At 45.0% G+C, this 18,007-nt stretch carries 14 protein-coding genes; 7 read left to right on the top strand and 7 right to left on the bottom strand.

Annotated elements, in window-relative coordinates; genetic code table 11:
* Positions 1-6 precede the first annotated feature (6 nt).
* The 5 genes from htpX (at position 7) to GM612_RS10900 (ending at position 4,992) form a co-directional block, all read left to right on the top strand.
* Positions 7-906, top strand: a complete 900-nt coding sequence (htpX, locus tag GM612_RS10880; protein WP_155432380.1) for a zinc metalloprotease HtpX — start codon at positions 7-9, stop codon at positions 904-906.
* 154 nt (positions 907-1,060) lie between these two features.
* A complete protein-coding gene (locus GM612_RS10885) occupies positions 1,061-1,480 on the top strand; it encodes a hypothetical protein (RefSeq protein WP_155432381.1) in 420 nt (139 codons plus the stop codon).
* A 277-nt stretch (positions 1,481-1,757) separates the two neighbouring features.
* Positions 1,758-2,678 carry an L-lactate dehydrogenase gene (locus GM612_RS10890; protein WP_155432382.1) on the top strand — a complete coding sequence of 307 codons (921 nt, stop codon included), beginning with the start codon at positions 1,758-1,760 and terminating at the stop codon, positions 2,676-2,678.
* Between the two features lie 256 nt (positions 2,679-2,934).
* Positions 2,935-4,122, top strand: a complete 1,188-nt coding sequence (locus GM612_RS10895; RefSeq protein ID WP_155432383.1) for an MFS transporter — start codon at positions 2,935-2,937, stop codon at positions 4,120-4,122.
* Between the two features lie 12 nt (positions 4,123-4,134).
* On the top strand, positions 4,135-4,992 hold the full coding sequence (locus GM612_RS10900) for a methyltransferase domain-containing protein (protein ID WP_343031897.1): 858 nt from the start codon (positions 4,135-4,137) through the stop codon (positions 4,990-4,992).
* 242 nt (positions 4,993-5,234) lie between these two features.
* Here GM612_RS10900 and GM612_RS10905 read toward each other — a convergent pair whose 3' ends face one another.
* Genes GM612_RS10905 through GM612_RS10915 form a run of 3 tightly spaced genes read right to left on the bottom strand, consistent with a single transcriptional unit; the run spans position 5,235 to position 9,824 of the window.
* Positions 5,235-6,191, bottom strand: coding sequence for a hypothetical protein (locus GM612_RS10905; protein WP_155432384.1), 957 nt, complete (start codon positions 6,189-6,191; stop codon positions 5,235-5,237).
* Between the two features lie 13 nt (positions 6,192-6,204).
* Complete coding sequence (locus tag GM612_RS10910; protein ID WP_155432385.1) at positions 6,205-8,091, bottom strand: ABC transporter ATP-binding protein; 1,887 nt, start codon at positions 8,089-8,091, stop codon at positions 6,205-6,207.
* Positions 8,091-9,824 (bottom strand): ABC transporter ATP-binding protein, encoded by a 1,734-nt coding sequence (locus tag GM612_RS10915; protein WP_155432386.1) that lies wholly within the window; start codon positions 9,822-9,824, stop codon positions 8,091-8,093. The genes GM612_RS10910 and GM612_RS10915 overlap by 1 nt, the downstream gene beginning before the upstream one ends.
* A 264-nt stretch (positions 9,825-10,088) precedes the next feature.
* Between GM612_RS10915 and GM612_RS10920 the strand changes: the two genes are divergently transcribed.
* Positions 10,089-10,256 carry a hypothetical protein gene (locus GM612_RS10920; protein ID WP_155432387.1) on the top strand — a complete coding sequence of 56 codons (168 nt, stop codon included), beginning with the start codon at positions 10,089-10,091 and terminating at the stop codon, positions 10,254-10,256.
* 108 nt (positions 10,257-10,364) lie between these two features.
* Here GM612_RS10920 and GM612_RS10925 read toward each other — a convergent pair whose 3' ends face one another.
* From GM612_RS10925 to tkt, 4 genes are all read right to left on the bottom strand, one after another.
* Complete coding sequence (locus GM612_RS10925) at positions 10,365-10,928, bottom strand: TIGR01440 family protein (RefSeq protein ID WP_155432388.1); 564 nt, start codon at positions 10,926-10,928, stop codon at positions 10,365-10,367.
* 315 nt (positions 10,929-11,243) lie between these two features.
* Entirely contained in the window at positions 11,244-12,152 is a 909-nt protein-coding gene (locus GM612_RS10930) for a metal ABC transporter solute-binding protein (protein WP_155432389.1), read from the bottom strand.
* 362 nt (positions 12,153-12,514) lie between these two features.
* Positions 12,515-13,237: a transaldolase gene (locus GM612_RS10935; protein ID WP_155432390.1), complete on the bottom strand. Its 723-nt coding sequence runs from the start codon at positions 13,235-13,237 to the stop codon at positions 12,515-12,517.
* A 31-nt stretch (positions 13,238-13,268) separates the two neighbouring features.
* Entirely contained in the window at positions 13,269-15,284 is a 2,016-nt protein-coding gene (tkt, locus tag GM612_RS10940; RefSeq protein ID WP_155432391.1) for a transketolase, read from the bottom strand.
* 1,033 nt (positions 15,285-16,317) lie between these two features.
* Here tkt and GM612_RS10945 point away from each other — a divergent pair.
* The gene (locus GM612_RS10945) at positions 16,318-17,934 is read left to right on the top strand and encodes a peptide ABC transporter substrate-binding protein (RefSeq protein WP_155432392.1); all 1,617 of its coding nucleotides are present in this window, start codon (positions 16,318-16,320) and stop codon (positions 17,932-17,934) included.
* The last annotated feature ends 73 nt before the right edge of the window (positions 17,935-18,007 follow it).

Genomic DNA, 18,007 nt, shown 5'->3' on the forward strand with positions numbered 1-18,007 from the left:
TGGCTGATGTTATTTGAACAGATTGCACGTAATAAACGGCGGACGGTATACGTTCTTGCCGGTTTTGTACTGCTAGTGCTCGCCATTGGAGCAGCCATTGGTTACGTCTTTTTTAACAGTTATCTGGCTGGGTTAGTCCTGGCATTAGTTTTTGCGCTGGTTTACGCGGGGATCATGATTGGTAATTCAACTAACATCGTGATGTCCATGAATCATGCCCATGAAATCACCAGCGAGGATCAGGCTCCTGAACTGTGGCATATTGTAGAAGATATGGCAATGGTTGCCAGAGTACCAATGCCGAGGGTCTTCATTGTCGACGACCCAAGTCCGAATGCCTTTGCGACCGGAAACGATCCCAAGCACGCTGCAGTTGCAGCTACTTCTGGTATCTTAGACCAGCTAAACCGTGAGGAACTTGAAGGCGTCATCGGACACGAAATGAGTCACGTTAGAAATTACGATATTCGGCTGCAGACGATTGCATTAGCTCTGGCCGCGGCAATCACAGGGATGGTCAACCTAGCTGGAAACTTTTTCTGGTGGGGCGGTGGCAGTCGTCGTGACGATGATGACCGTGACGGCGGCAACGTGCTGCAGATTATCATGCTGATTGTTTCCGTTATTTTGGTAATCTTAGGCCCAATCGCTGCTACGTTAGCACAAATGGCACTATCACGAAATCGTGAATACTTGGCGGATGCCGGAAGCGTGGAACTGACAAGAAATCCCCAGGGCTTAATTTCAGCACTAAAGAAAATCTCCACAGCAGAACCGATGAAAAAGGCGGATCCAAGTAGTGCATCGCTGTATATCTCGGACCCAATGAAGAAAAAATCAATTACCCACCTCTTCGATACCCATCCACCAATGGAAAAGCGAATAGAGCGGTTAGAAAAGATGTAAAACAGATAAATTAGGGCTGGACCACGGTCGGGGAAGATTTAGTGAAGACGGGTCAGCCCTTTTTAGGGCCCTTATCCGGTTTGGAACCCACTACTTACCGATTGTATTTTTCTTCCAAACAGGTAAAATGAAGTTAATTAATGGGGGTGACATAATGAAAAGACCAAGTCCAATTCAAACGGTTGGGTGGATCGTTTGGTGGCTGGAGTTAGCATTGACTGTCGGTGGACTAGTGTTATCACTGCTCGGCTCTCTGGGGGCTTCAATGATGGGTGGCTATAACTGGTCTGGATCGATGATGGGCGGCGGCATGATGGGCACCAATCATTGGCTATACGGATTCGGAATGCTCTTCGGCTTATTCTGGTTTGCTTGGCGAGTGGTTTTACAAGTGGTCGGCTACATTGCGGTTCAAAGCTTATCTAATTTGAGTAGTTTGGTATGGCCAATCGTTCTAATCGTGATGGGCTTTCTTGGTGGTTTTCTATTTTTAATTCCCGGCGTCTGGGCAGTTATTCAGTACTACCAGGAACCACGAGATGATAACCAACAACCGAGAAAAAATGTCCAATGAAAATATCGGAAAATGAGGCTGCATCGAATGAATTCTTAATCTTTAGAGTTCCTTAAATGCAGTTTTTTGTTGCTGATTTTAGGAATATTCAGCCATTGGAAACAACCTGTAAGATAGTAATCAAGTGGTTTTATCATCTTTTTATGTTGGCAAAAGTTTGGAAATAAAACTGGGGAGGCGTTAAGAGAATATTTTTTGAACTCGTCAGATTAAAAGAATAATGGTAATATGATAACAATGCGATGAGCAAATACTTAGAAAAACAGAGGTGCTTTTAATGACTCGAAAAATTGGAGTAATTGGTATGGGTAATGTTGGGGCGACTGCAGCGCATTACATAGTAGCAAATGGGTTTGCAGATGACTTGGTTCTCATTGATAAGCGTGAGGCCAAGGTGCAAGCTGATGCGTTGGATTTTCAAGACGCAATGGTCAACCTACCAGTACATACAAATATTACGGTGAATGATTACAGTGCGTTAGAGGACGCCGACGTCATTATTTCCGCAGTTGGTAACATTAAATTACAGGACAACGCCAACGATGACCGGTTTGCAGAACTGACATTTACCAGTGCGGCAGCTAAAGAAGTCGGCGCACACATCAAAGAATCAGGCTTTCATGGCAAGATGGTTGTGATCACGAACCCTGTTGATGTGATCACGTCCATTTATCAGCAAGTGATCGGTCTGCCCAAGAATCATGTCGTTGGTACGGGCACACTTCTGGACTCTTCTCGAATGAAACGGGCTGTGGCAGCAGAATTAAACATTGATTCTCGCTCGGTAGTCGGCTACAACCTCGGCGAACACGGTAATTCACAATTTACTGCCTGGTCAACGGTCCGGGTGTTAGGTAAACCAATTACGGAAATTGCGAAGGCTCGCGGTCTGAATTTGGATGACTTGGACCATCAAGCAAAGGTCGGCGGGCATACGGTGTTTCATGGTAAAAAATACACTAACTATGGTGTGGCAACTGCAGCGGTCAAGTTAGCTAATACGATTATGAGCGATGCGCAAACGGAGATGCCGGTGTCAAATTACCGTGAAGAATATGGGACTTACTTATCTTATCCTGCAATTGTGGGCAGAGATGGGGTTCAAGAACAGTTGCAACTTGATCTAACCGATGAAGAGCTGAAAAAATTGCAGATCTCAGCAGATTATATCAAGACTAAGTTTGCCGAAAGTAAGTAGCATCATTGTGTAGAAGGCACAGTCATTGCCTGTCGAACACGCTTGGCTAATAGCATGTCAAAACAGCAAAGGCAGTCTGGTCGGTTAACGACTAGCCTGCCTTTTGCTTGTGTCTTCCAATAGATTGGTGAACCCTTGAACCTTTCTAGCGCCCGACAACACCCAGCATCAGTCTAGTTGATAAATATTATACTAGAGTAAATATATTAAACCTGATATACTGATACCTTGTCTACATAGCATTGGAGGGCTCATCATGTCGGTTAAAGTTAAACGTGCCATTTTCATTTTAATATTGAGTGAATTCCTGGTCTGCCTTGGGATTGGCCTGGTTATTCCAGTTATGCCCTTTTTGAAGAACCAGCTTCACCTGTCGGCCTTTGACATGGGTGTGATGACCGCCTTATTTGCCTTTGCCCAGTTTGTAACGTCACCAATTGTCGGCCGAATTTCTGATCGGGTCGGACGAAAACCGATTTTAGCTATTGGACTGGCACTGTATGGCGTTTCAGAAGTAATTTTTGCGGTCACAAATCAATTAGCGGTTTTTGATGTTTCTCGAATTATCGGTGGTATTTCCGCGGCGATGGTGACGCCTACAGGTATGGCTTTAGCAGCTGATATTACAACTAAAAAACAGCGGGCTAAAGTCATCGGCTGGTTGTCAGCCGCGTTCAGTGGTGGTTTGATTCTGGGACCGGGTATCGGTGGGATCCTAGCCGGACTGAATTATAAAACCCCATTCTGGTTTGCGGGCGCTCTAGGAATCTTAAGTACAATTGCACTTTTGACTTTGTTGCCAAAGGACGCTGAAATCGATCGACCAGAGAGTCAAATGCAAACGCAAGTGACAACCAATATGCTGCAGGGAGACTGGCACGATTTACTGGTTCGGCCAGTCATTTTGCTGTTCGTCTTGATTCTTATTTCATCATTTGGACTGCAGGGCTTTGAAAGTATTTACAGTTTGTTTGTGAACGAGGTTTTCAATTTCAGTATTGCAAATATTGCACTGGTTTTGACGTTAAACGGGATTATTTCTTTGGTTTTTCAGGTCTTACTATTTGATCGGCTAGTCATTCGGCTGCAGGAGACAAAGTTAATTCGTTACTGCTTCTTCATTGCATTTGCCGGCACACTTTGGATCATCTTTGCCCATTCCAAACTTGAAGTGGTTATTGCGACTTTGTTTGTCTTCACGGCCTTTGATCTGCTGCGGCCAGCAATTACCACCTTGTTGACGAAGCTCAGTGCCAAGAACCAAGGCCTGATCAACGGGCTAAATATGTCGTTAACAAGTGTTGGTAACGTGATTGGCCCGTTGATGTCGGGAGCCTTGCTGGATATGAATACTCATTATCCTTACGTGGTCGTGGCCGGTTTTTTAGCGGTCTCGTATTTGCTGACATTTGCTGTTAAAATTAAGGCACATCAAATCGCCTGACGGAGGATTATCGTGAATAAAATTGAATTGGCAAGTCAATTTGTTGCCGCTCATCAAGGACAGTTCCGTTGCCCGGTGTGCCACGGACAATTAGACTTGGTGAAAAACGGTACTGTGCGCTGTGTCAACGACCATACATTTGACTTCTCCAAGAAGGGCACCCTATTCTTGATCAACGCGCCGGTGAAAACGGAATATACGGATGAAATGTTGCGCTATCGCAACCAGATGCTCACTGCCGGGTTCTTTGAGCCGATGTTAAGGGCGGTTTCCGCCCATTTGAGACACGGTGGCCTAGTGCTTGATGCGGGGTGCGGTGAGGGCACGACGACCAAGTGGCTGGCGGAACAAAATCAAAATGATACTTATGTTGGATTGGATATTTCCAAACCGGCAATCAACATTGCAGGATCTGGCACCGTTAGTTCACTAAAACCGCTATTCATGGTCGGTGACTTAGCACAATTGCCCTTTGGTGATGAACAGGTCACCGATATCGTGAATATCTTGTCACCCGCTAATTATCAGGAATTCGATCGGGTGCTTCAGTCTGGTGGTCGGCTGATCAAGGTGATTCCCAATCGCCATTATCTGCAGGAATTGCGGGCTTTGGTTTATCCGGAGGGTGAACACGCCACATATGATAATGCCCCAGTTAAGGAACACTTTTTGGCTCATTATGGACAGGTTGATTTCACTGATATTCACTACGAATTTAAACTGACACCGGCACTTTTTAAAGCGTTATTTGAAATGACGCCGCTTACTTGGCAAGCTGCTGAGCGCAAAGAAGCAATCTTGAATCAGGGACTGGATCATATTACAGCTGATTTTGAAGTTGGTGTGGTGACGAAAACGACTACTCTGTAAATAACAACTGAGTAGATAGTGTGGTCAAACTTCTCTCTTGGCAAAGAGGTGACTAATTTCGTCCCCTGAAAATTTGCCGTTAACTTGGACTAATTTCGGGATTTTACGCGGCTTGAACTCATTTCTTGACAGTGTCAAAAATAGCATCGTAGATTCCAAATCAGGAATCCGCGACGCTATTTTTGATTCTCAGGGACCTAACCAAGTTTTGTCCGATCTCTGGAAGTTAAATCAGTAATCGACTAATGATGAGTGACATAAATATACAGCATTGTTTTCGAATAGCCAAGGTCAAAATCAATACCCTTCGAATGAATAGTACTAGTAGTTGTTTGACTGCTATTTTTCTTATTGGCTTTATTCTTGAAGCCGTTTAGCACGGTCTTCGTATTCGCTCCGACACTGCTCGTCAATACGGCTAATTCAGTCATAAACGACTTAGCAGCTTTCGTTGATTTAAGTGCTGAAACGGGAACCATTAGCGTCACGCCAACCAATTGATCCTTGTCCACATTACCTCGGAGTGTTGCAGACTTAGTTGACTTTAGATTATAAATCCCGGTTTTAGCATCCGCCTTGATTGTTTTGCCAGCGACTTGTTTCTTAGCCACTGCTAAGGCAGGCGCCAACTTAGCTTGAGTGGCCTTTAACTGAGCAGCTGAAGTTTTTAATTGAGTTCCCTCTTGAGAGACTCTCGATAAGGTTGTCGCAGCGGATGTATCACCACTCTTCAATTTGGCTTGCGCGGCCTTAGCCTGGGCCTGGAGCTTAGCCTGCTGCTGCTTTAACTTGGCTCCTTGAGCTTGCAATCCTAGTGCAGTTGCCTGATCTTTTTTGGACAGTGCAGTGGCCATCAGGGTTTGGTTATAAGCCGTCTTAAACCGAATATAGGCCATAATTGCCGGACTTTTTGCGATCGTCGTCGTGACTGTTTTATTAGCAGATTTAATTTTGATCGTTTGCTTGTAAGGCTTTGCCGGCAGCGTAATGGCGTAGGCGCCGTTGTTGATCTTGGCCGTCTTAGCTGAAGCACCATTAATTTGGTATTGAACCTTTTTTTGGTTCGTCGTGCCCTTGATTACAGCCGTCATACCACTCGGTGTATATTGTTGGTGAGCCACGGTCAGACTTGGCTTACCACAAGCGGCCAGCACTAGACTTAACAGAGCGGCCGAAATCAATAATCCTAATTTTTTCATCGAAATCGTCCTCCTAGCCAAATGAAATGCCTTCAGTGAATTGACTGTTATACAGATCGGCGTAAAAGCCACCCTTTTCCAGTAACTCATTATGGGTTCCAGTTTCAACGATCGATCCGTGATTCATGACAATAATGTTATCGGCATTTTGAATCGTCGACAATCGGTGAGCAACCACAAAGCTTGTTCGACCCTTCAGCAACTGACTCATGGCATGCTGAATCTGAACTTCAGTTCTAGTATCGACAGAACTAGTGGCTTCATCAAGGATCAGGATCTCAGGATCAGCAACGAAAGCGCGCGCAATGGTGACTAGTTGACGCTGACCCTGCGAAATATTGGAGGCGTCTTCATTGAGCACGGTATCATAGCCGTCTGGCAATTTACGGACAAATTCATCCACGTGAGCGGCTTTCGCTGCATTCAAAATATCATCCTTACTGGCGTCTTCTTTACCATACTTAATGTTGTCGTATATCGTGCCGGTAAAGAGCCAAGTATCTTGCAATACCATGGCGAAGTGGGAACGAAGCTTTTCACGTTCCATGTTGCGCGTATCTTGTCCGTTGACCAGAATCGCGCCACCCTTAACATCGTAAAACCTTTCTAGTAGGTTAATAATCGTGGTTTTACCAGCACCAGTCGGTCCAACAATCGCAACTTGCTGGCCCGGTTTCACGCTGAGACTGTAATCGGTCATGAGTAGTTCATCACCATCGTAACCGAATTGAACGTGATCCATTTCCAATAGATTGTCAGTCTGTTTAACCGGATTATCGTTACTGGCGTCCTTCATTTCTTCTTCGTCGAGAACGGCAAATACCCGTTCTGCGGAAGCAATGGTGGACTGAATGGTGTTCATCAAGTTTGCTAGCTGTGAAATGGGTTGCGAGAATTGGTTGGTATATTGCAAGAACGCCTGTACATTACCAAGGGTGATATTACCATTAGCAACTGAAATACCACCAATAATGGCAACAAAAACATAGCCGATGTTATTTAAAAACATCATTAACGGCATAATGATCCCGGAAATAAATTGGGCCTTCCAAGCGGCTTGGTAATAAGTATTATTTTGCTTTTCAAAGGTCTCAATGGTGTCTTGTTCCTTGTTAAAGCTCTTGATAATTTGTTGGCCAGCATAATTTTCTTCGACCTGGTCGTTCATAAGTCCCAGACTCTTTTGCTGCGTGGCGAAGAACTTCTGCGACCGTGGAGCCACGATACCAACAATGATTAAACTTAAAGGAATCGTGACTAGGGCAATCAGGGTCAGTTTCCAGCTGATCGTCAGCATCATCCACAGCGTTCCGATAAAGGTCACGGTTGAGGTGACAGCTTGAGTCAGACTTTGTTGCAACGTGTTGGCAATGTTATCCATATCGTTGACTGCCCGACTCATAATGTCACCGTTACCATGTGTATCGTAGTACTTAATGGGTACCACTCGCATCTTTTGTTTCATTCGACGCCGGAGTTTATAAACGGTATTTTGTGATATCAGGGTCATGATCCACTGTTGCAGAAAACTAAAGATTCCTGAAGCGAGGTACATAAGACCAACAATCAAAATAATATGAAAGATTTTTTCGAAATTAATGGGTAGCTTGGTAATGTCAAAGCCAGCTTTTTGCTGTGATTGACCCTTCATGACACCGGCAAAAATTTCAGTTGTTGCCCGACCTAAAATCTTCGGGGTTCGAATCTGGAAAATAACACTGGTGATGGCAAAAATCATGACAAAAATCAAACCAACGATTCGATCTGACATATAACTCATGAGCCGCCGGGTAGTGCCCCAAAAATTTTGGGGCTTTTCAACGACACCACGGAAGCCACCACGACCTGGTCCGTGACCGCCGCTTGAGCTTTGGGTGTGCTGTTTCTTTGTATCTGCCATTACTTATCCTCCCCCTTTCGAATCTGAGAGTTGATAATTTCTTGGTACACGGCGTTGGTCTTTTGCAGTTCATTGTGTGTGCCCTTACCAACTAATTTACCGTTATCCAGTACCAAAATTAGGTCAGCGTCTGCCACAGTGGCAATTCGTTGCGCCACGATGACCGTGATACTTTGTTGAATGTGCTCATCACGACGTAAAGCAGCCCGTAGATCAGCATCAGTCTTAAAGTCCAGGGCGGAGAAGGAATCATCGAACACATAGACGGAGGCCTGTTTGACTAGCGCTCTGGCAATTGCCAGTCGTTGTCGTTGGCCACCCGAGAAGTTGCCCCCACCTTGTTCAACGTGGAGGTCTAGGCCGACTGGTTCTGCTTCAACGAAGTCGCGGGCACGGGCAATATCCAGGGCGTGCCAGATCTCTTCATCGGTAGCATCAGGTTTACCATACTTCATATTCTCTCTTAAAGTCCCAGTAAACAGGGTTGCTTTTTGAGGTACCAGCGAAACCGCATCGCGCAGTTCTGCCATTGGCAACTGAGAGATATCGATGCCATCGAGCTTGATTTTGCCACTTTCAATATCATAAAAGCGGGGAATCAGGTTGATCAAAGTGGATTTACCAGAACCGGTACCCCCAATAATGGCCACCGTCTGACCACTGGTAGCACTAAAGTCAATGTCCGTTAACGCAGGTTCCTCGGCGTTGCGATAGCGATAAGTCACATGATCAAAGGCCAAAGTATGTTTTGCATCGGCTGCTAATTCTTCAGGTTGAGTGGTATTTTTCATGGTTGAACGCAAATCAAAGACTTGCTGAATCCGCTTAGCAGAAGCTTGCGCCCGCGGAATAAAGATCAGAACCATTGATAACATCATGAAGCTCATGAGGATCTGCATTGCGTAAGTCATGAAGGCAATTAAATTACCCACTTGCATGGCTTGGTTGCCGATCAGTTTCGCGCCGTACCAGATAATGGCGACGTTTGTCCCACTCATGATCAAAGTCATCACAGGAAAGGCTAGGGCTAACAACGTATTGACGTTAATGGCATTTTTAGTATAGTCAACGTTGGCGTCCTCAAAACGATCCTGTTCAAATTGATCCTGCCGAAATGCACGAATGACTCGAACGCCGGTTAAACCTTCCCGAAAGATTCGGTTGATTCGGTCGGTCTTTGTCTGCATAGCTTGGAACATCGGCATGGCAAACTTAAGCATCACACCCATAAACAGCGCTAATAATGGCAAGGAAATTAAAAAGATCCACGTTAAGGTGTGATCCTTGTTGTAAGCTAGAAAACTTGCACCAATCAACATGATTGGCGCCATGATCATCATTCGTAACATCATGATAGCGACGTTTTGAATTTGAACCACATCGTTAGTAGTTCGGGTAATTAATGAAGAAGTTTCAATTTGATTATATTCATCGGTAGATGCAGTCATGACTTTACGATAGATATCGCTTCGGAGGTTTTGCCCCAGTTTTTGTGAGGTCCTTGCAGCCAAGAATACGTTACAGATTGCGGAAACGATACTGAGCAAAGAAAACGCAATCATTTTGATACCGACTTTCCAGATGTAGCTGATATTCCCCGTAGCGACCCCGTTGTTGACGATATCAGAAGTCAGACTGGGGAGGTTCAGGTTGGCAATCACCTGAATGGTCATAAAAACTACCGCACCAAAAACGGCGAGGTAGGAGATACGGCCCTTGGCAATTTTGAACATTGCAGAATCTCCTTTCGTAAGTGACGATACACGCATGCAACGTTATATTGTACACTTATTTGACAAAAAATCACGCCTAAAGTGGTAAATTTTTTTGTCAAATACAGTTTTATGCGGGCTGTTTGATTTGTCATGTAATTACTAGGTTTGATTTGGATTATACCCTCAAAATCAGGTTGCAAATTAGAACGTATGTTCGTATAATAAAAGATACATACAGCGATCTTCATCAGGAGATCATTTCCGTGTTTGGGGGCCAAGAAGATGACTAAAAAGAAACGGGTAACTGCACCGAAAAAAACGAATGAGTTGAATAACGTGACGATCCAATTGCCAAAATCCGTCGACATAAACGCCTTTGCTGAAATTTTGGAAACGGCTTTTGAGAGTCACGGCATTGAGTCCTATAAGGTGAAGTATGAAGTGAAGTAGGGATGCTTTTCGATGATCCTATTTAGGCGGTTGGAAGACAAAGGCAGTGCAGGTGAGGCTGAAAAGTTGAACCTCATCTGCACTGCATGTTGCTACTCTAAGAACGATTTATAATTGTTGATCATCCGGCCAGTCATAAATGGCTCGTGGGCCACCAATCAACTTTGGCCGAGACGTTAGAAAGGTGGTATGGGCTGCGCCAATTTCTTTAACAGAAGTCTTAACTGGTATCTGAACCCAACGAACGTGCATGCCAATTTGGGTGTCACCAATATCCATGCCACCGTCAGCAACAATTCGCTCAACTTCAACCGGATCCTTGAACGCTTTGTAGGCAGCTACTTGGCCAGCTCCGCCCGCGTGGAGTTGGGGGACTACTGAGACGATTTCATAACCGCGTCGATCTGCTACTTCGCGTTCCAGCAGCAGTGCACGATTAATGTGCTGACAGCCTTGAACGGCTAGATTAACGTGGTGAGCCTGTAAGATCGGTAGCAGGGTCTGAATCACGACCTCGCCAATTTCAGCACTGGAATTTTGGCCCATCCAGTCGCCCCTAACTTCGCTGGAACTGAAGCCCAAAACGAAGAGGCCATTTTCAGGTAGTGTCACTTGATTAAAGTATTCGTTGACCGCCGTGATCAATTGCGACTTGATTGTTTCTGAATCCATCAGAGTAACTCCCTTCACTCGATAGTGATTAACTTCTCGTACATCATACCGTTAGGAAGCGGGAAATACAATTGGCAGAAGCTTGGTTGTGTCTAAGTCAGGACAGTGTTTAAAAAGCGACTCTTTTGCGTGTTGACTAAAGCAAAGATGAAATTTATGTCTGCCAACGGGCGGGAGATACTAGAGCTTTAGACGCCTTGATTACCATTAAATTACTAGCCTGCAGTTAAGGCGACTAACTGGCTGGCTTCAACTCAAAATAAAAGCCATTAATTGACGTTAGAATAACCAATCAGTGACCTTTTTGACGCGTTGTTATTTATTTTCGTTTTGAATGCGCTCAACTTCTTTAAATTGAGACATCATCCAACTCTCGTAATTTTTACCAGCTGGTTGAGATTCGGTGACCCGCACGATTGGCACGCCGCTTTGTTTTGCCAAATGTAATAGGTTCGTTGTCATCTTACTGATTTCTTGGGTGTTGACAACAAAGAAGGCAATTTTATGGTGGCGAATATCAGCTTGCATCTGTTTGATATCCTTTGGTGAAGGATCGGTGTCGTTTTGGACAGCTTGGGCGTAGTGATTATTATTCTGTTTGTAACCCATAGCACTTAACGCATAATCAAATACCGGTTCACTCACGTTGACACGTTGGCCTCGGCTATTTTGACGTAATTTTTGGATTTCTTTTTTTAACGGCTTCAAAGACTGGATGTAACGGCGAGCGTTGGCCTTAAAGTAAGCTTTATTTTGCGGCTGGCGTTTCGCAAATTCAGCCGCCAATTTGTTGGCTAACTTTGGCATGGTATTCATGTCATACCAGACGTGCTCATTGGCACCGTCATGTTTTCCTAACAGCTGTTGAGCCACGTTCACCTTAGTGGTACCGGTGTTGTCAGCGGAGAGCCGGTTCATCCACGTATCATATCCGAGGCCATTATAGACGATTACGTCGGCATTGCTGACGATTTTTGCCGTTTTAGTTGTGGCTTCAAATTCGTGCGGTTCGATGCTTGGCCGATCAATGATCGAAGTCACGGTTCCTTTATCACCGAGTACCGCTTTGGCCGCCTCACCGTAAAAATCGAGTGAAGCAACGACGTTTAACTGGTGCGGGTGATGGGATGTTGCTGACTGCGAGCCACAGCTGGTCAGTATGATTGCCAAAAAGCCTAAAATAAAAAAGAGACTAAAACGCCGAAAATGTTGAGCGAACTTCATATCTAAAACAGCTCCCTAGTGTAAACGATAATAATTACTATTTACCTAGCATACCATACTTGGAACGCTGTTGAAACCAAAAATCGGTCAGAACATTTTCGAAAGAGAAAGAAAAGAGGCTGAGACAAAAGTTAATATTGGTCAGTATCGAACTGATATCTTAACGCAAAGGTAGTTAAAAATGTAACTTAGCTCGTGACTGAACATGGTCTAAACGTGCGTCAAAACTCAGATTCCGGCCATGCAAGAAAAGAGCGCCGCAGATTCCAAACCAGGAATCCACGGCGCTTCTTGCCTGCATTCTGGGATCTAACCGAGTTTAGTCCCACTCTCCTCATCTTTTATCAATCAAAAACGACCCATTAATCTAAAATTTTAAGTCCAGTGGCCTTGATATCAGCTTCAAAACCCTTCACTGTGTTCATGGTGACCTCATCACCAGTTTGACCATATTTGGCAACCAACTTGTCCAAAATTGCCGGTGGAACGGTCACAATATCGACGCCTAGTGCTTCGGCCTGCGTGATGTTGTAAATCTCACGGGTGCTGGCCCATAGGAGCTCAATATCATCTCGGTCAGCCGTCAGTTCAACGCTCTTCTTAACGAATGGCATTGGGTCAGCACCGGTATCTGCGACCCGACCAACAAAGATCGAAACAATGCTTGGGGTACCGGGCACGATTGCGTCGACGGCTTCTTTAACCTGTGCCGCCGTAGCAATGGCTGTAATGTTGACTTGAACACCGGCAGCGGTTAAATCATGGATCAAGTCGGTCGTTGGTTCACCACCGGTGGTTCGAATCGGAACCTTGACGTAAACGTTTGGCCCAATCTCGTGCAGCAGTTCGGCCTCTTTTTTCATGGTGTCATAGTCGTTACTAAACACCTCAAAAGAAATTGATTCATCGGGAAAAGTTGCCACTGCTTCTTTAGCAAACGATAGATAGTCGGTCACACCCGCCTTCTTTAAAAGACTGGGGTTAGTGGTGAAGCCGGTGACAAATGCATTTTGATTGATGGCCTTCATGTCGTTTAAGTCAGCGCCATCAGAGTAAATTTTAGTTTTAAAAGTTGGAGCAGCCAATTAAATTCACCTCTATTTGAATTTGTAAGTCCTAAACAGTCGCGTTGGTTTCGCGAACGAAAGCGTCCAAGTAAGTGGCAGTGACGTTGTCAGCGGTAATCCCGAACGCTTTGATGATGTCAGCAGGATTGCCAGACTCGCCGAAGCGGTTGGTGATCCCGATTTTTTTACCCTTCAAACCAACGTAGCGTTCCCAGCCAAACGTGGCACCCATTTCGATTGAGATCCGGTTGGTCACATGACTTGGAAGAACTTCTTCGCGGTACTCGTCAGGCTGCTGATCAAAAAGTTCAAACGACGGTAACGAAACCACGGAAACGTCGTGACCAGTCTTTTGCAGCTGTGCTTGAGCCTCAATGGCGACCTGAACTTCTGAACCCGTGGCAATCAAGATGCCCTCTGGTGTTTCGCCCTCGGATGGTGAAAGAACGTAGCCACCGCGTTGTACGCCTTCATCGGCCAAATTATCGGTTTCCGGTAACGTTGGCAGATTTTGTCGTGTTAAAACTAGTAAAGTTGGCGTATGTGAAGAGGCCAAGGCGGCTTTCCAAGCAGCGGTCGTTTCGTTGATATCAGCCGGTCGAATAACGTTGACGTTTGGCATTGCCCGGAAGCTCATAAGGTGTTCGATCGGTTCGTGAGTTGGGCCATCTTCGCCGACCGCAACGGAATCGTGGGTGAAAATGTAGGTCGCTGGAATCTTTTGAATGGCAGCTAAACGGATGGCAGCACGCATGTAGTCTGAAAAAACAAAGAAGGTACTGCCGAATGCATGGACGCCACCGTGGAGGATCATGCCGTTAACAGCGGCTGCTTCAGCAAATTCACGCACGCCAAACCAGATGTTTTTACCCAGTGGATCATCGACTTCGTAGGCACTGGCTGATTTAACGTTCGTCTTATTAGAAGCAAATAAATCGGCACTGCCACCCCAGAAGCTCGGTAGTTGTTCTGAGAGTGCGGCAATGACGCGTTGACTGGTATTCCTGCCGGATTCAGATTCGCCAACATGACTAACTGGGAGATCTAGTTCGGCGTGAACCGGTTTAAATCCACGTAGGAATTTCTCAGCTAAGTCAGGAAACTGGACGGTGTAGGCGGCAAATAAAGCATTCCATTTGTCTTCGTTGGCCATCCCACGCCGTTTAACGTTGATATCAAAACCTTCTTGAACATCAGAGGGAATCTCAAATGGGGCGTAATCCCAGCCTAATTTTTCGCGGGCGTAGGCCATGTGAGCCTGTCCTAACGGCTTACCATGAACGGCGTTGGTCCCGGCATCTGGCGCACCATAACCGATCACCGTTTTAATATCGATCAAGGTCGGCTGATCCGTGTGCTGTTTAGCATATTCGATGGCTGCACTAATTTCAGCCGTATCGTTGCCGTCTGCCACGTGCAGAACTTGCCAATGATAGGCTTCAAAACGTTTTGTGGTGTCATCTGTAAAGGCCATATCAGTCGGGCCATCCAGTGACACACTGTTATCGTCGTAAAGGACGATCAATTTACCCAGTTTCAAGTGCCCGGCGAGGCTAGCAGCTTCGTGGGAGATACCTTCCATTAGATCGCCGTCACCTGCGAGGGCATAAGTATAGTGGTCCATAATATCAAAGCCCGGACGGTTGTACTGGGCAGCAAGGTGGTTTTCCGCCATTGCCATGCCTACAGCCATCGCAAAGCCTTGGCCAAGGGGACCAGTCGTGGCTTCGACCCCGTCAACGACACCGTATTCTGGGTGGCCGGGGGTCTTACTGCCGAGTTGACGAAAGTTTTTAAGGTCGTCAATGGTCAGTTTGAATCCAGATAAATGCAGTAAACTGTATAACAAAGCTGAACCGTGACCAGCTGATAAGATAAAGCGGTCGCGGTTGACCCATTGTTGATCCTCTGGATTAATGTTCAAATGTTTAGTCCACAGGGTGTATGCCATTGGGGCAGCATCGAGTGGCAGGCCGGGGTGGCCAGAATTCGCCTTTTCAATCATATCCACACTCAAAAATCGTAAGGCGTTAATCGATCTTTGGTCTAGGTTACTATTTTGCATCTAAATCACGCTCCTATGCTCTGAAAATATAAGGTATTCAGGGCGATATGTCAACCTGGGTATACAAATTGGTATACCTGATAAAATGAAACGTTTCGGAATCATTTTCAGTTAATCTTTCGACCCTGAAAGCTCATTATCATAACCCTTTTAAATTGGGAAGTTTACAAAAGGTCATAATCATGAAAATTAGAGGTAAGTGAGCGGATATTTGAAATAAATTTCGGTAAATCATGAGTTTAAATTGAAACTGATTTATCGTTTTTGGAAAGTTACAATTTAAAATAATTTCTGAAAGCTTATTTCATATGGGATGAATAGCAATATTTGGGAAGAACATTACTGACTTTCAGCATATTTTCAAATTGCTGTAGAAAGATAAAAGGATTTTAATGTAAATATTTGAAAAGTTTAATTAATCTTAACATGTTTAACGGGGCAAAGATAGCGTTTTCTCACAGAAATCTAATTTTATTTTAGCGTGAGAGAGGCTTCGTTGGGAGGCAGGAACGTCCTTCAATTTGCTGACTGGAGCTAACAGTCCAACTGCTCGCTTTTTGGGCCATTTTTCACCGGTAACCTAAGGGTCATGGTGGGTTAAAATATTCCACTGCTTAGCTATTGGGATTCCTCACTGGAGCAAATTTCAAACTTTTTGTAAGTAGCGAAATAAGTCGATACTAGCGGGTTAAAAAGGCTTCTGTTAGACTTTATTAACATTCAAATAGTTGACAATTAAAAATGAAAGAGTAAAAATGAGAATAATTTAACAAGGGCGATGACAAGAGGACAGATGTTCCAGTAGAAAAGAGCCTACCGGTGGGTGAAAAGGTGGACTACAAACGGGGCATGTGAGATGAACTTGTCGCCTTTATTTGGTGCAAGCTGAATAAACGGGTGGAGACGTTATCCTCTAATGAGGCAGATAACTGCAAATTTGGGTGGTACCACGCGAAAACGTCCCATTGTCACTTTTGACAATGGGACGTTATTTATGTTGACTTGAACCGATAAACTTGGGAGGGTTTTGGTTATGCGGATTTCAAAAACGTTAGGAATTGGGGTCGCCGTTGTCACGTTGTTGACGCTTGCGGCCTGTGGTAAATCAAGTACCAGCAACAAGAATCGTGCGTTAAACACAACGGCACAGCAAAATGTCGAAACAGTTGATCCTAATCGGGCAACGGATGTCGGTAGTGATGAGGCCATTACAGAAACGCTGGAAGGCTTATATAAGCAAAATAATAACGGTAAAATCGTGCCTTCAATCGCAACTAAAGTGGTTCAACCAACTGATAATGGTAAAGTGTATACGTTTAATTTACGCAAGGACGCAAAGTGGAACGATGGGACTCAGGTTACTGCACAGGACTTTGTCGCGTCATTCCAGCGGCAGGTCAACCCCAAGACGAAGTCACAGCGGGTGAGTCATTTAAAGGACTTCGCTGGATTTCAAAAGGTTTCGACTGGCAAAGCACCGGTTTCTGATCTGGGTGTCAAGGCGTTGAGCAAATATAAAGTGAGGATCACGCTTAGTCACGCGGTACCCTACTTCAATGATCTACTGGCAACGGAACTTTATCCAATCAACCGTAAAGACGTTCAAAAGTGGGGCGCGAAGTATGGCGAGGATTCACAGCACGCCGCTTCTGATGGGGCTTACCAGATCAAAAACTGGAATTCTTCAAAGGATACTTGGAATTTGGATGCTAACAAGAACTATTACAACGCCGATAAAGTCCACATCAAGAAGGTCAACTTCCAAGTTGTGAAAACGCCACAAACTGGTTTGCGCTTATTCCAGTCAAAGAAGCTGGATGAGACTCAGTTGTCAGGCAGTATGGTGGCATCAGCCAAGAAGCAGTTTAAAAACGAGCTGGTCATTTCTAAATTTGGTGAAATGGCGTTTATCCCTTGGAACAATTACAAAAAGACGACCAGAAATTTGGATCTGCGTCGGGCAGTGAGCTACTCGATCAACCGCGACGTACTGGCCAAGAACGTTTTGAAGGATGGTTCTACGGCGGCGCAATCAGTTGTCCCAGTTGGCGAAGTTAAGGGTAGCAATGGTAAAGATTTCAACAACGGTATTTCAAATAAGTTAAGTTATAACCCGACTAAGGCTAAGTACTACTTCAAAAAAGCACAGCAAGAACTGGGTACTAAAAAGATCAGCGTCCAATTCTTGACTGCTGATACCGATGCTTATAAGGCGGTTGGTGAATACATTCAGGGCCAAGCACAAAAGGAACTGCCTGGGTTGACGATCACTTTGAGATCGATTCCATTGGAACAAGAAGTGGCCGATTTTTCTAACCACAACTTCCAGGCGGGGACTTTAGGCTGGTCAACTGATTATCCAGATCCGATCGACTACTTGAATCTGGCTTCACCAGAGGGCGATATTGACTTTACAAACTGGAAGAACGCGAAGTATCAAGCGCTGTTAAACAAGATCAATGACACGGCTAACCAAAAGCCCGCAGAAAGAGTCAAGTTACAGCAGCAGGCTGCTGAGATGCTGAATAATCTCCAGGGTGTCACACCGCTATACCAATATGCATCGGTTCACTTACGTTCAAAGGATCTTAAAGGGCTGAACTATCCACTTGTTGGCTATGCGAAATATGAATACGCATCATGGAAGTAAGCTCAAAAAGAACTTACAAGTGATTTTAAAACGAATCTAAACGGAGGCAGATAGTTAATGGCAAAGCCGAAAC

The organism is Secundilactobacillus folii, assembly GCF_009720675.1.
Lineage (GTDB): Bacteria > Bacillota > Bacilli > Lactobacillales > Lactobacillaceae > Secundilactobacillus > Secundilactobacillus folii.